The 12,323-nt window shown below is 57.7% G+C and carries 16 protein-coding genes and 1 pseudogene; 13 read left to right on the top strand and 4 right to left on the bottom strand.

Translation table 11 applies throughout. The annotated features are described in order from the left end of the window. Positions 1-14: 14 nt before the first annotated feature. The 9 genes and pseudogenes from GV819_RS33885 to recX form a co-directional block, all read left to right on the top strand. A pseudogene (locus GV819_RS33885) lies at positions 15-596 on the top strand (phage tail protein); the annotation flags it as partial. Beyond that, positions 593-973 carry a phage tail assembly chaperone gene (locus tag GV819_RS29380; protein WP_161759535.1) on the top strand — a complete coding sequence of 127 codons (381 nt, stop codon included), beginning with the start codon at positions 593-595 and terminating at the stop codon, positions 971-973. The pseudogene GV819_RS33885 and the gene GV819_RS29380, both read left to right, overlap by 4 nt. Before the next feature lie 49 nt (positions 974-1,022). Then, positions 1,023-1,586 (top strand): glycoside hydrolase family 19 protein, encoded by a 564-nt coding sequence (locus GV819_RS29375; protein WP_161759534.1) that lies wholly within the window; start codon positions 1,023-1,025, stop codon positions 1,584-1,586. Between the two features lie 165 nt (positions 1,587-1,751). Beyond that, entirely contained in the window at positions 1,752-2,267 is a 516-nt protein-coding gene (locus GV819_RS29370; RefSeq protein ID WP_161759533.1) for a hypothetical protein, read from the top strand. A 286-nt stretch (positions 2,268-2,553) separates the two neighbouring features. Continuing rightward, entirely contained in the window at positions 2,554-2,739 is a 186-nt protein-coding gene (locus GV819_RS29365; protein WP_161759532.1) for a Com family DNA-binding transcriptional regulator, read from the top strand. Between the two features lie 8 nt (positions 2,740-2,747). Continuing rightward, positions 2,748-3,590, top strand: coding sequence for a putidacin L1 family lectin-like bacteriocin (locus GV819_RS29360; protein WP_161759531.1), 843 nt, complete (start codon positions 2,748-2,750; stop codon positions 3,588-3,590). Between the two features lie 317 nt (positions 3,591-3,907). Then, a complete protein-coding gene (locus tag GV819_RS29355; protein WP_161759530.1) occupies positions 3,908-4,408 on the top strand; it encodes a CinA family protein in 501 nt (166 codons plus the stop codon). 83 nt (positions 4,409-4,491) lie between these two features. Next, entirely contained in the window at positions 4,492-5,544 is a 1,053-nt protein-coding gene (gene recA / locus GV819_RS29350) for a recombinase RecA (RefSeq protein WP_161759529.1), read from the top strand. A gap of 8 nt (positions 5,545-5,552) precedes the next feature. Further along, positions 5,553-6,020 carry a recombination regulator RecX gene (gene recX, locus GV819_RS29345; protein WP_161759528.1) on the top strand — a complete coding sequence of 156 codons (468 nt, stop codon included), beginning with the start codon at positions 5,553-5,555 and terminating at the stop codon, positions 6,018-6,020. Positions 6,021-6,060: 40 nt separating this feature from the next. On the opposite strand, the gene GV819_RS29340 is transcribed toward recX, so the two are convergent. Then, complete coding sequence (locus GV819_RS29340; RefSeq protein ID WP_161759527.1) at positions 6,061-7,179, bottom strand: TIGR00730 family Rossman fold protein; 1,119 nt, start codon at positions 7,177-7,179, stop codon at positions 6,061-6,063. 455 nt (positions 7,180-7,634) lie between these two features. Between GV819_RS29340 and GV819_RS29335 the strand changes: the two genes are divergently transcribed. Continuing rightward, positions 7,635-7,829, top strand: a complete 195-nt coding sequence (locus tag GV819_RS29335; protein ID WP_161759526.1) for a hypothetical protein — start codon at positions 7,635-7,637, stop codon at positions 7,827-7,829. Here GV819_RS29335 and GV819_RS29330 read toward each other — a convergent pair whose 3' ends face one another. After that, positions 7,830-8,255, bottom strand: coding sequence for a quorum-sensing-regulated virulence factor family protein (locus GV819_RS29330; RefSeq protein ID WP_161759525.1), 426 nt, complete (start codon positions 8,253-8,255; stop codon positions 7,830-7,832). It abuts the gene before it with no gap. Between the two features lie 191 nt (positions 8,256-8,446). Here GV819_RS29330 and GV819_RS29325 point away from each other — a divergent pair, with 191 nt between their 5' ends. Further along, a complete protein-coding gene (locus tag GV819_RS29325) occupies positions 8,447-9,157 on the top strand; it encodes a tRNA-uridine aminocarboxypropyltransferase (protein WP_161759524.1) in 711 nt (236 codons plus the stop codon). On the opposite strand, the gene GV819_RS29320 is transcribed toward GV819_RS29325, so the two are convergent. After that, complete coding sequence (locus tag GV819_RS29320; RefSeq protein WP_161759523.1) at positions 9,141-10,049, bottom strand: DMT family transporter; 909 nt, start codon at positions 10,047-10,049, stop codon at positions 9,141-9,143. The genes GV819_RS29325 and GV819_RS29320 overlap by 17 nt on opposite strands. A 227-nt stretch (positions 10,050-10,276) precedes the next feature. Here GV819_RS29320 and erdR point away from each other — a divergent pair, with 227 nt between their 5' ends. Together erdR and GV819_RS29310 are read left to right on the top strand one after the other, a co-directional pair. Beyond that, positions 10,277-10,927, top strand: coding sequence for a response regulator transcription factor ErdR (gene erdR / locus GV819_RS29315; protein WP_161759522.1), 651 nt, complete (start codon positions 10,277-10,279; stop codon positions 10,925-10,927). Positions 10,928-11,002: 75 nt separating this feature from the next. Next, positions 11,003-11,365, top strand: coding sequence for a diacylglycerol kinase (locus tag GV819_RS29310; protein WP_161759521.1), 363 nt, complete (start codon positions 11,003-11,005; stop codon positions 11,363-11,365). A 1-nt stretch (position 11,366) separates the two neighbouring features. Here the strand turns inward: GV819_RS29310 and GV819_RS29305 are convergent, their stop codons facing one another. Next, complete coding sequence (locus GV819_RS29305; protein WP_161759520.1) at positions 11,367-12,293, bottom strand: LysR family transcriptional regulator; 927 nt, start codon at positions 12,291-12,293, stop codon at positions 11,367-11,369. Positions 12,294-12,323 lie beyond the last annotated feature (30 nt).

The raw sequence follows: 12,323 nt of genomic DNA, 5'->3' as shown, positions 1-12,323 counted from the left end.
GTGTATAAGAGACAGGTTGGGATCATGGGCGGGGGGTGGATGCGGGACGGCTGATTGGTACTTGGCAGGACAGCGACAACAAAGCACATACTCACGGGTTAACTGCAGGTGCTGGATGGAAAATTCTTTCTTCTGATATTACCTCCGGTGGGGGACTTACAGGAGGAGCGGGTTCCAGGGTCAGCTACTTAGGCGAAATTGCGAGTTCGGGTGGTTCGGAAGCTCGGCCGCGCAACCTGGCGGTCATGTGGTGCATCAAAGCCTGGAACGCCCCGGTCAATCAGGGAAACATCGACATCGCAGGCTTGGCTGCAAACGTTTCAGCGCTAGAAGTCAGACCACGGGGCCTAGGTGATGGTCAGGCCTGGCAGAACGTCACGGCTAGCCGCGTTTCTGGCACGGTCTACACAAACACGACGGGTCGTCCAATTCAGGTCCAGGTATCAATAAACTCCGGCGCAGTTACTGCTACTTGCGGGGGGGTGACTGTGACAAATATTGCGTATTACACAACGTTTGTTGTCCCTGCTGGTGCAACCTATTCAGTAACTCTTAATAATCCGGTTAGTCCCCTATGGTCGGAGCTGCGCACATGAAATATTTCCATAACTCCCAGACCGACAAGGTCCATGCTTACGATGACGATGCCCCAGCGCACTTTATCCCTAGCCATCTGATACCCATGTCCGAAGAGGAGGCGCAGGTTTACATCGACAGCACGACAGCGCCATTGCCTGCGACGCAGGACAGCGAGCGCAATTGGCGTGATACCGAGTTGGCTTCATTTATGTGGCTGCGTGAACGTCACCGCGATCAACTGGAAATCGAAGCTCCGACAAGTATTGATGGCGAGCAATTCAAGGCGCTGCTTGTGTATATGCAGGCGCTGCGCGACTGGCCACAGTCGTCTGACTTTCCTGATGCCCGGTACCGTCCTGCAGCGCCGCCCTGGGTTGCTGAGCAGAGCGAGTAAACGCCCCGCACTGATGGGGCGTTTTTTATCCAACCTCGAAAATCTGACCATGCTGATTACCGAACAACAACTGCAACAAATCATGCCTAACGCCCGCCGCCAAGCGGGCGTTTTTGTTTCTCCACTCAACACCGCCATGGCTCATCGGCAGATCGATACGCCGAAGCGCCAGGCGGCCTTTCTCGCCCAGATCGGTCACGAATCCGGGCAACTGCAATACGTGCGTGAACTGGGTAGCGATCAGTACCTGAGCAAGTACGACACCGGCACTCTGGCAGCGCGCCTGGGCAACACCCCGGAAGCCGACGGTGATGGCCAGCGCTATCGCGGGCGCGGGCTGATCCAGATCACCGGACGCAGCAACTATCGCCAGTGCAGCCTCGGGCTGTTTGGCGATGAGCGCCTGCTGGAGTTGCCGGAGCTGCTGGAGCAGCCGCAATGGGCCGCCGAGTCGGCGGCCTGGTTCTGGGAGCGCGGTGGGCTTAATGCCCTGGCCGATCGCGATGAGTTCAACAGCATTACCCGACGTATCAACGGCGGTCTGAACGGTCTGCAGGATCGTCTGCAACTCTGGGCCAGGGCACGAGCAGTGCTGTGTCTGCCCGCGATCTGAGGCCAGGATCGACCGACAGGCAGAAAGCGTTTCTGCGTTGCCACAGGCTCGGATTTTGTGCGGATGAAAAGGTCGGCACTCCAGCCTTATCAACTGCGGTGCCCCTTCGGGGGCGAACGCAGCGCTACCGGGTCTTGCCCTTCATCTCGCCAAAGGAGCATCGCGATGAACCTTCGCAGTTGGTTGGCCATCGCCGTCGCGGCCGGGTTGCTCTATGCCCTCGGCTACGTGAGCGGTGCCAGCACTGAACGGATTAAAAACCAGGGCCTCGATGAAACTCGTCTCAGGCAATCCTTCGAGCAAGGCCAGGCCCTGGGCACGGTCAAGGAAAAGGTGGTGGTCGAGTACGTTGACCGCATCGTCAAGGTCTACCAGGCGGGCGCCACCCTCACCAAGGAAGTCCCTATCTATGTCTCGAAAACAGCGGATGACGCTTGTGTCGTGCCTGATGGTTTTGTCCGGGTGCACGACGCCGGCGCCGTCAACCTGCCTGTGGCCGGAGGCCCCAGCGTCGCTGATGGCACCGCCTCGGGTCTTGCACTCTCTACCGTCGCCGCCAGCGTCGTCGACAACTACAGCGAATGCCACGCTAATGCCGAGCAATTGAAGGCGTTGCAGCAGTGGGTTCGTGAGTCTCAGGCAGTGCGACAGGGCACCGCGGCGGCGCAGCGGCAGCACTGAGAGCGGTACGGTGTCCCTTTATGCTTAAAAACTCGTTCAAGACCATTGTCCAGCAGCCTGAAAACGACAGGCTCATGCTTGTCGTCTAACTAGACGGACGACGGTAGTGGTAAGCCAGCAGTCTGCTGGCGAGATCCAGGGTCTGGAGCCCGCCTATCGATCCATTCTTTACTGAGAATGATGGCCTTTTCTTGTTCGCCAGATCGTGATAGCGCGCAGGCCAACCAACGCTCAATGGCTCCCACAAGCGGAGCATGGGCCGGCAGATAATCAAGCGGATGTGCCGATGCTAAAAGAATGCAGATGCGGTCATTGCAAACGACTTCTCGCCCGTACGGGTGAGTTCACAGAGCTCCAGATCAAATGTTCCCGATGCGGGACGTTGAATCATGTGAAGGCCACGAGCCTCGGGCAATCGCCTATGAGCGACATGAGAGCGGAATTTTCCGCGGCCAATCATTCGACTCAATAGGTAACAACATGGCTTGGATTCGATACGACTTTACCGATAACGGTTCTTCTGTACTGCCAGCTCGCTACTACATGGCGCCGAACCAGTTTCTGCAGTCTCCTAACAAGCGCTTCAAGCTGCTCTTTCAGCCGGATGGCAACCTCGCGCTCTATGACGGTGCTCAGTTGGCATGGGTCGCTGACCAGAACACCCCCTTCACGAATGTGAGCAAGGGCAACAAAAAGGACCCGATGATGGTCTTCATGAATTACGGCTTCGTCCTGGATGACCCTCTGCGTGGCCGTATCTGGTCGACTACTCCGAGCGACCCAACCATGGGCTCTCGTGAAGATGCATCACTGCGCGCGTTCACCCAGGTTCAGGATGACGGGAACATCGTAACCGTCGACACCCTCCCTCACTGGTATGCACCTAACGGTCGCGTGTTCACCCCGGCGGTCGGGGCTGCCATGATTATCGGTGGTACTACTGAGCTGGTACCGGGTCATTTTTACGGCGCTGGCGACCACTCTCTGGTCTTCCAGGGGGATGGCAACCTGGTGGTCTACGGTCCGAACGCCAGCGTTGTCTGGGCGACTTACACCCAGAACAAAGGCGGCGTGCGATGTGTAATGCAAGAAGACGGTAACCTGGTGATCTACGCTGCGAACAATGCCGTAGTGTGGCAAAGCGGCACTGGCGGCCACCCTGGCGCAAGTATCCGTCTGCAGGCAAACGGCAGCTTCACGATCGTAACCGAGCGGCCGATCTGGGCTCGTTTCGGGTACACCCCAAGCATCAAGCCGCCGCGTGTCTTCTACCCGGACCACAAGTGGAAAACCGGTAGCTACACCTGGAACAACGTGTTCTAAAAACTGCAAGGAGCTCCGCGATCATGCGGAGCTCTTTGCACATGGTCTCATCTTCTGCGGCAACAACTCAGGGAGAGCGGGCGAGCAAGCACAGTGTTCTGGCCATACCCTTTATTCATTCCGGCGGGTCTAGGCATCTTGGCAAGCAGCGGAAGCTTTCTTGCTGGGGCCGCACCTACTGACGGGCTGGGACTGCCCAGGGACTTCCTCGCCTGATGCAGTGGCCCAGAGTCGTTCGGTTTCCTGACAGCTTGTCACTTGCAAGCCACCTCGCCTGGTGTACGGTAGGTACACGCCAGCCCCATCAGGAGAGAGACGTGAAAGAAATTACCCAGCTTGCCGCTGAACTCGGCCGGCGTCTGCAGGTTCTGAATGCCCACGTCACCACGGCGGAATCCTGTACGGGCGGTGGGATCGCGGAGGCGATCACCCGGATTCCGGGGAGCTCGGCCTGGTTCGAGGCCGGTTATGTGACCTACTCCAACCGCCAAAAGACCCAGCAGCTGAATGTGCCGGTGGAGCTGTTCGGCACTGTTGGTGCGGTCAGCCGTGAAGTGGTCGAGGCCATGGTCCGCGGCGCCCAGGCCAAGAGTCATGCGCATTTTGCCGTGGCGGTCAGCGGTATTGCCGGGCCGGATGGCGGTTCCGCACAGAAGCCTGTGGGCACCGTCTGGCTGGCCTGGGGCGCGGGAGAGACGCTGAGCAGCGAGTGCCGGCACTTCCCGGGGAACCGCGATGAGGTCCGCCGACAAACGGTGAAAGCCGCGCTAGAGGGGTTGCTGCAACATGCCGCGGCAGAAATCGCAAATCAGGGGTAGGCGATCCTCGAACGCTGTGGAATAATACTGGCTACTTATACAGGTGTTGGCCGTCAGGCCTTATTGATTACGTGAGGACTTTAATGGACGACAACAAGAAGAAAGCCTTGGCTGCGGCCCTGGGTCAGATCGAACGTCAATTCGGCAAGGGTGCCGTAATGCGTATGGGCGATCACGACCGTCAGGCGATCCCGGCTATTTCCACTGGCTCTCTGGGTCTGGACATTGCTCTGGGCATTGGCGGTCTGCCAAAAGGCCGTATCGTTGAAATCTACGGTCCTGAGTCGTCCGGTAAAACCACCTTGACCCTGTCGGTCATCGCCCAGGCACAGAAAGCTGGCGCTACCTGTGCGTTCGTCGACGCCGAGCACGCGCTGGACCCGGAATACGCTGGCAAGCTGGGGGTCAATGTTGACGACCTGCTGGTTTCCCAACCTGACACTGGCGAACAGGCACTGGAAATCACCGACATGCTGGTGCGTTCCAACGCGGTAGACGTGATCGTCATCGACTCCGTGGCGGCCCTGGTACCCAAGGCTGAAATCGAAGGCGAAATGGGTGACATGCACGTGGGCCTGCAAGCCCGTCTGATGTCCCAGGCGCTGCGTAAAATCACCGGGAACATCAAGAACGCCAACTGCCTGGTGATCTTCATCAACCAGATTCGTATGAAGATCGGCGTGATGTTCGGCAGCCCGGAAACCACCACCGGTGGTAACGCGCTGAAGTTCTATGCTTCGGTCCGTCTGGACATCCGTCGTACTGGCGCGGTGAAGGAAGGCGACGAAGTGGTTGGCAGCGAAACCCGGGTCAAGATCGTCAAGAACAAGGTGGCTCCGCCGTTCCGTCAGGCTGAGTTCCAGATTCTTTACGGCAAGGGCATCTACCTCAACGGCGAGATCATCGATCTGGGCGTTCTTCACGGGTTCCTGGAAAAATCCGGTGCCTGGTACAGCTACCAGGGCAACAAGATCGGTCAGGGCAAGGCCAACTCGGCGAAGTTCCTGCAGGACAACCCGGAAATTGGTAATGCGCTGGAGAAGCAGATTCGCGACAAGCTGCTGACAGCTTCGACAGACGCCAAAGCCGAGTCGGTCAAAGAGACCGAGGCCGATATGGCTGACGCCGATATCTGATCGATCCAATGACTGCCGTACTTGATACCCTCGTCGCGGTGCGGCGAACTGCAATGGACCTGCTCGCGCGACGCGAGCATGGTCGAGTCGAGCTGACGCGTAAACTGCGTCAGCGCGGCGCCCCTCCTGAAATGATCGAAGCCGCCCTTGACCGTTTGACGGACGACGGGTTGCTCTCCGAATCCCGTTACCTTGAAAGCTTCGTTTCCTATCGTGCCCGTTCAGGTTATGGGCCGATGCGCATACGTGAAGAACTCAGCCAGCGCGGTTTGCAACGCAGCGATATCGATCTCGCCTTGCGTGAGTGCGCCATCGACTGGCAAGAGCAATTGCGCGATGTTTGGCAGCGCAAGTTTGCCGGCCAGCTTCCTGTGGATGCCCGGGAGCGCGCCAAGCAAGGGCGTTTTCTGAGTTACCGCGGATACTCCATGGACATGATTGGCCGTTTGTTGAGTGGCCGAGACCTGGATGACTGATGCCGTACCCGCTGCATGATGCAGCGGGCGATGGCTTTGATCAGCTGACTTTGCTGGTTTCTCTCTCGCGCTGTGTTGCCTTGGGTTGCGGCCTGGACCAGTTTTTCGGTTGGTTGATGAAGTCGATCAACTCGCGCAAGCGACCATTGTCCCTAGCGTTGAAGATGAACGACAGCCGCGCCAGATGGCTGAACTGCACTTCGTCATGCTCCTCACCACTGTAGGCATGTTGCTGGAACTGACCGCTCAGGCACAGGTCGGCGAATGCTGTTTGCATCTGTTCCAGCGCCTGTTCATTGAGGTTGTAGTTCATGCGGATAACGAACTGCTGTTTCAGCCAGCGGCTGGAATGGAAGTTGGCATAGAACTGCTGGATTTCCTCCACCGCTTCTTCGGTACTGTGCACCAGGCGAACGAGTTTCATATCGCTGGGCAGGATGTAGCGATTGGCTTCCAACTGGTTGTGGATGAAGTCCAGGGCACCTTGCCAGAACTGCCCGCCCGGTGCGTCCAATAGCACCACTGGTACTAGCGGGCTTTTGCCGGTCTGAATCAACGTTAGTACTTCCAGAGCTTCATCCAGGGTGCCGAAACCTCCTGGGCAGAGCACCAGGGCATCGGCTTCCTTGACGAAGAACAGCTTGCGGGTGAAGAAGAAGTGGAACGACAGGAGATTCTCTGTGCCGCCGACTGTGGGGTTGGCATGTTGTTCAAAAGGCAGGGTGATGTTGAAGCCCAGGCTGTGTTCCAGGCCTGCACCATCGTGGGCGGCAGCCATGATGCCACCGCCGGCGCCAGTGATGACCATCAGGTCCGAGCGGGCCAGGGCTGCCCCCAGCTCTTTGGCCATGGCATACAGCGGATGTTCGCTTGGGGTTCGCGCCGAGCCGAAAACCGTCACCTTGCGCCGGCCCTTGAACTGTTCCAATACCCGGAAGGCGTGTTCCAGTTCGCGGAGTGCCTGCAGGGTAATCTTGGCGTTCCAGCGGTTGAGGTCATCCTCAGCCATCCGTAGGACAGTGAGGACCATGTCGCGGTAAAGAGCAATATTCGGGCTGTTGGGGGCAATCTGGTTGAGTTGTTCTTCGACCTGGTTCGTGAGGTCGACACCGTTGCTTTGAAAATGACGGGTTAAAAGGTCATTCGATTGGTAAGGCATTCAGCTTCTCCTTCTGCACAGAACCTTGGACACGCCCGAGATATTCGAACGTGCCACGACACTGCCTGTGTCGCTGTTTGCTCAGCCCAACGCGTGAGCAACTTTGCTGACCCAATCACCGCCGGCAGTCGCTAAGCAGTGCCTGAGACATTCACAGAGGTTCTGCTTTCCTTTATTGAGAAAACAATCGCACTACAAGACGCGGGTGGACGGCCTCCTGAACCGCCCGTGGGCAATCAGTGGGAACCTTCGGACATGACTTGATCATGTGCCCATAAAGTCTTGGCTGGCAACCGCTGGTTGATGATTTTGCTGGGTTCGACACCGCTGGTCAGAAGGCGCAGCGACGGTCTTTGACTCTGATTTACTAAGTTACAGCGCTTGGTTCAGGAGCAAGGTCCGGGACGGGGCAAGAGTGCTTTCGTCGGCGCTAGCCGAGGGCATGGAGGCGATGGATGACCACTGTCATGTTGGAAATTGACCCGCAGCTTTATCAGCTGTTGCAAGCTGCTGCGGTGTCCAATCATTTGACTCTGGAGGAAGAGTGCCGGCGCCGATTGGCGGGTGAGGAGCGGCCTTCGCGTTATCTACAGGCCCTGGTGGCGGAGTTGCGCGCCGATGATCAGCAGCGGCGCGCAGCCCGTTCGTGATCACTTCTTCTTTTGCGGGCTCTGTGCAGGGCAATCCGATTCCTTAAAGCGCGCTGAGGCTACCGGGCGATTAGTGCGGTTCTCAGTGAACTCGTACCGCATGACTGCACCTTTGGCCATCAGTTTGCGGTAGTTGGGATTACGGCAGACGCTGGCGCCCAGTTGCAGATAGACCGCCTTGGGGTTGGCACGCATCTGTTCGGCGTGGCCAGCCTGGACGCTGAGGTGGTTAATCAGCTCTTTGCCTTCAACGGTATAACCCTGGTCGAGAATGTTCTCGTTGACTTCCCGAGGAGTGCCGACGTTGCTTTCCGTAGCGACCTTCTCCAGCATTTTGCTCAGCTCGAACTCTTGCAAAGACGCAGCCTGGGCGCCCAGGGGCAAGGCCAGTAGAAGGGCGATGGTAGGGATGGTAAAGCGCAACATGAAACTCTCCTGGTGCATTGACTGATGCTTCGACCAGCCACTCGACTGTGCGTTCAGTGGCGACGAATTATAGGGGGAGAGATAAGAAGACGGTACAGGTTTGAACAGATAGCTCTGATAAACTTGTCCAACTTTTTACCCTTCCGAGTTTTTTTCGTGTCGATTCCTGCCTTTTTCCGGCGTAGTCCGCAATGAGTCATGCGGTTTCCCGTTTACGTGATCTGCGTATGGAGCGTGTGGCCAGACCGTTTTTCGCGCGTGGTTCACGGGCTGAGCGTTGCCCGCGTTGCCGTGTCATTCCCAGTCATTGCCTGTGTAGCTGGCGGCCGCATGTCACTGCCAATTCGGCTATGTGCCTGGTGATGCATGATGTTGAGCCGCTCAAGCCAAGCAACACCGGTTGGTTGATTGCCGATGTGATTGCCGATACTTCAGCGTTTAGCTGGTCGCGTACCGAGGTTGACCCGCAATTGCTGGCGTTGCTTGCCGATCCGCAGTGGCAGCCTTACATCGTCTTTCCGGGGGAGTTCGTGGCCCCCGAGCGAGTGGTCAGTGAGGTCAGGCAGGAAGAGGGCAAGCGTCCACTGTTCATTCTGCTGGACGCCACTTGGAGCGAAGCCCGCAAGATGTTTCGCAAGAGTCCCTACCTTGAGCACTTGCCGGTCCTGAGCCTGTCGCCTGAGAAACTCTCGCGCTACAAGTTGCGCCGCTCCAAGCGTGATGACCACTTCTGCACGGCTGAAGTGGCGGCTTTATGCCTGGAGCTGGCGGGAGATGAGCACGTCAGCCAGGTGCTGGATGCCTACCTTGATGTGTTCAGCACCCATTATTTATCGGCAAAGTTTCAGAAGGCCATCGATCCGGATGATGAAGTTCACTCCCGGCTCAAGCCCTTTGTGTAGCGCTGGCCAGCGCCTGAGGTTTCTGCGGCCATAGCTGGGCCACCAGCATCCCGCAGAGCATCAGTGCGCAACCGAAGTAGCCGCGCATCTGCAGCGACTCATCCAGTAGCCAGGCTCCGGCAATGGCGGCAAACACAGCTTCCAGGGACAGAATGATCGCTGCGTGGGAAGCAATCGCATCCTTCTGGGCAACCACCTGCAGGGTGTAGCCAATGCCGACGGCAACCACGCCACCGTAGAGAATGGCCGGGCCGGCGGCGACAATCGCGTTCCAGTGAATTGGTTCCAAGCATAGCGCGAGGATCAGGCTCACCACTGAGCAGGTGGCGAATTGCAGGAAGGCCAGGCGAATCGGGTCATGGCGATTGGCGAAAACACCCACCAGAATCACGTGCCCGCCCCAGACAAAGGCGCCAATCAACTGCAGCCAGTCTCCCGAGGCAACATGAAAGTTGTCGCTGACGCTCAGCAGGAACATGCCCACCACCGCCAATATCGCGCCGAGCCAGGTGCCCAGCCCGGTTTTATGACCAATCAGCAGCCCCAGAAGCGGCACTACAATAACGTAGAGACCGGTGATGAAACCGGCATTGGTCACAGTGGTAAACATCAAGCCGACTTGCTGCAGGTTGATCCCCAGGGCCAAGGCCAGCCCCATAAACACACCACCCAACAGCAGGCCGCGATTGAGGCGGGAGATGGGTTGGCGTTCAGCAGGTGTTTTGCGCAGCACCAAGGGCAAGAGGCAAAGTGAGCCCAGGGCGAAGCGCAGGCCAGAATAGAGGAAGGGACCTATATGATCCATTCCAGAGGTCTGTGCGACAAACGCTGAACCCCAGATAACGGCGGTAATCAGCATCAGGACATCGGCACGCAAGGCTTGGCTTCGCATGATGGCTCTCTTATTAGTTAGCCAGCTAAGATGCCGCAAAGCTTGAAGCTTGACCACCCCGGCTTCGCTGGGCATGCTTGGCGCCGATTAGGGCGCCCGCGTGCTTTGCAACAGCGTTTTTCGCGGTGTTTGTGCTCTTTGGGTGTCGCATTCTGGCGAGCACCTGTGTTGCTTTGGTGAGGATTGAATGCGTCAGTCCTGCCATGAAAAACAGGATCATTGAAAAAATGGCCACATACGAAATCCTGATTGCCGATGACCACCCGCTTTTTCGCAGCGCGCTGCATCAAGCTGTCACTCTGGGCCTAGGGGCCGATGTGCGTTTGGTGGAAGTAGCGAGCATCGCCGAACTGGAAACCCGCCTCACTGAAAAAGCCGACTGGGACTTGGTGCTACTGGACCTGAACATGCCCGGTGCCTACGGTTTTTCTGGTCTGGTGCTGTTACGTGGGCAATACCCGCAAATTCCGGTGGTGATGGTGTCGGCGCAGGAAGAAGCTTCCGTCATGGTGCGCTCCCGAGAGTTCGGGGCCAGCGGTTTCATTCCAAAATCCAGTTCCCTGGAAGTCATTCAGCAGGCCGTGCGCAGTGTGCTCGACGGTGATGTCTGGTGGCCACCGCAAGCGTTCGAAGAGGTCAGTGTCTCGGCGGAAGCCAAGGCCGCCAGCGCCGGCCTGGCAAGCCTGACTCCCCAGCAGTTCCGGGTGTTGACCATGGTGTGCGAGGGTTTGCTGAACAAGCAGATCGCTTATGAACTGAGTGTTTCGGAGGCCACGATCAAGGCTCACGTCACGGCGATTTTCCGCAAGCTCGGGGTTCGCACACGTACCCAGGCGGCGCTGCTCCTGCAACAACTTGAGTCAATTTCCAGCCATTAAACGGCTGTTTGTTCACGTTTTTTTGACTTTTGTTGAACTAGCTTCCTCACTTCTTTTTATTCAGTTGCTCAGCTTATGTCGCCATTCAAAGGTCAAACCGGTCTTAAACGTATCCTTAATGCCGCCGGCTATTCGTTCGATGGCTTGCGCGTAGCTTTCACTGGCGAGGCGGCATTTCGTCAACTGGTGCTGCTCAATGTGATCCTGATTCCCCTGAGCTTCCTGCTCCACGTCAGTCGAGTCGAGCGCGCGCTGTTGATTGCCGTGTGCTTGCTGGCGCTGATCGTCGAGTTGCTCAACTCGGCGGTGGAGGCCGCCATCGACCGTATTTCCCTGGATCGCCACCCGTTGTCGAAAAATGCCAAGGACATGGGCAGCGCGGCGCAGTTTGTCGCCCTGAGCATGATCACCATTGTCTGGGCGGTGATCCTGTTCTGATCTAGGGAATGCTCGGCAGGACGATTTCGTCGCTGCGTTGCACCCCGGCAGTAAAGGAACGACACAGTTCGAGAAACTCGCGCATGGCGGAAGTTTGATACTTCTGCTTGTGCCAGATGAAATAGAACTGCCGGGCCAGATCCAGGCCCGGTGTTTCCACGGGTACCAGGCTGCCGCGACGAAACGCATCGCGCAGGGCCAGTCTTGAAATGCAACCAATCCCCAGACCCGATTCCACTGCGCGCTTGATGGCTTCGGTGTGCTCCAGCTCCAGACGAATATTCAGTGCGCTGCGATGATGACGCATGGCCTGGTCGAAGGTCAGGCGTGTTCCGGAACCCTGTTCGCGGAGAATCCAGGCTTCGTGGGTCAACTCCTCCATGGTGGCGTGGCCGCGTTTGGCCAATGGGTGCTGCGGTGCGCAGAACACCACCAGTTCATCCTCGACCCAGGACTGGACTTCGATATCCGGATGGCTGCAGTCACCCTCGATTAGACCCAGATCAATTTCGTAGTGGGCCACCTGTTGCACGATATGCGCAGTGTTCTGCACATGGAGCTTCACCTGGCTCTCCGGGTGCTGCTGCATGAAGCTGCCGATCAGCAGGGTTGCCAGGTAATTGCCGATGGTCAGGGTGGCGCCTACCGAGAGCGAGCCGAAGCCGGACTTGCCGTTGAGCAGGTCCTCGATTTCCTTGGTTTGGTCCAGCAGTGCTACTGCCTGTGGCAGAAGCTGTTTACCCAGGGCGTTGAGGCTCAGGCGCTTGCCGGCCCGGTCGAACAGCTGGCAGCTGGATTGGCGTTCGAGTTCGGTGATCGAAGTACTCGCCGCCGATTGAGAGAGTGCCAAGAGCCCGGCAGCACGAGAAACACTCTCTTGCTGAGCGACGGCGACGAAGACTTGCAGTTGACGGAGAGTAAATCGCATATCGATATAACCGATAACCCTTATCTTAAT

The organism is Pseudomonas sp. Fl5BN2 (genome assembly GCF_009908205.1).
GTDB lineage: Bacteria > Pseudomonadota > Gammaproteobacteria > Pseudomonadales > Pseudomonadaceae > Aquipseudomonas.
This window is presented reverse-complemented; position numbering and strand designations above follow the sequence as displayed.

What these genes read in the sequence shown, in the direction of transcription:
- GV819_RS29380 (WP_161759535.1), top strand. Translation starts at nt 593, where the DNA reads ATGAAATATTTCCATAACTCCCAGACCGACAAGGTCCATGCTTACGAT.
- GV819_RS29375 (WP_161759534.1), top strand. Translation starts at nt 1,023, where the DNA reads ATGCTGATTACCGAACAACAACTGCAACAAATCATGCCTAACGCCCGC.
- GV819_RS29370 (WP_161759533.1), top strand. Translation starts at nt 1,752, where the DNA reads ATGAACCTTCGCAGTTGGTTGGCCATCGCCGTCGCGGCCGGGTTGCTC.
- GV819_RS29365 (WP_161759532.1), top strand. Translation starts at nt 2,554, where the DNA reads ATGCTAAAAGAATGCAGATGCGGTCATTGCAAACGACTTCTCGCCCGT.
- GV819_RS29360 (WP_161759531.1), top strand. Translation starts at nt 2,748, where the DNA reads ATGGCTTGGATTCGATACGACTTTACCGATAACGGTTCTTCTGTACTG.
- recA (WP_161759529.1), top strand. Translation starts at nt 4,492, where the DNA reads ATGGACGACAACAAGAAGAAAGCCTTGGCTGCGGCCCTGGGTCAGATC.
- recX (WP_161759528.1), top strand. Translation starts at nt 5,553, where the DNA reads ATGACTGCCGTACTTGATACCCTCGTCGCGGTGCGGCGAACTGCAATG.
- GV819_RS29340 (WP_161759527.1), bottom strand. Translation starts at nt 7,179, where the DNA reads ATGCCTTACCAATCGAATGACCTTTTAACCCGTCATTTTCAAAGCAAC.
- GV819_RS29335 (WP_161759526.1), top strand. Translation starts at nt 7,635, where the DNA reads ATGACCACTGTCATGTTGGAAATTGACCCGCAGCTTTATCAGCTGTTG.
- GV819_RS29330 (WP_161759525.1), bottom strand. Translation starts at nt 8,255, where the DNA reads ATGTTGCGCTTTACCATCCCTACCATCGCCCTTCTACTGGCCTTGCCC.
- GV819_RS29325 (WP_161759524.1), top strand. Translation starts at nt 8,447, where the DNA reads ATGAGTCATGCGGTTTCCCGTTTACGTGATCTGCGTATGGAGCGTGTG.
- GV819_RS29320 (WP_161759523.1), bottom strand. Translation starts at nt 10,049, where the DNA reads ATGCGAAGCCAAGCCTTGCGTGCCGATGTCCTGATGCTGATTACCGCC.
- erdR (WP_161759522.1), top strand. Translation starts at nt 10,277, where the DNA reads ATGGCCACATACGAAATCCTGATTGCCGATGACCACCCGCTTTTTCGC.
- GV819_RS29310 (WP_161759521.1), top strand. Translation starts at nt 11,003, where the DNA reads ATGTCGCCATTCAAAGGTCAAACCGGTCTTAAACGTATCCTTAATGCC.
- GV819_RS29305 (WP_161759520.1), bottom strand. Translation starts at nt 12,293, where the DNA reads ATGCGATTTACTCTCCGTCAACTGCAAGTCTTCGTCGCCGTCGCTCAG.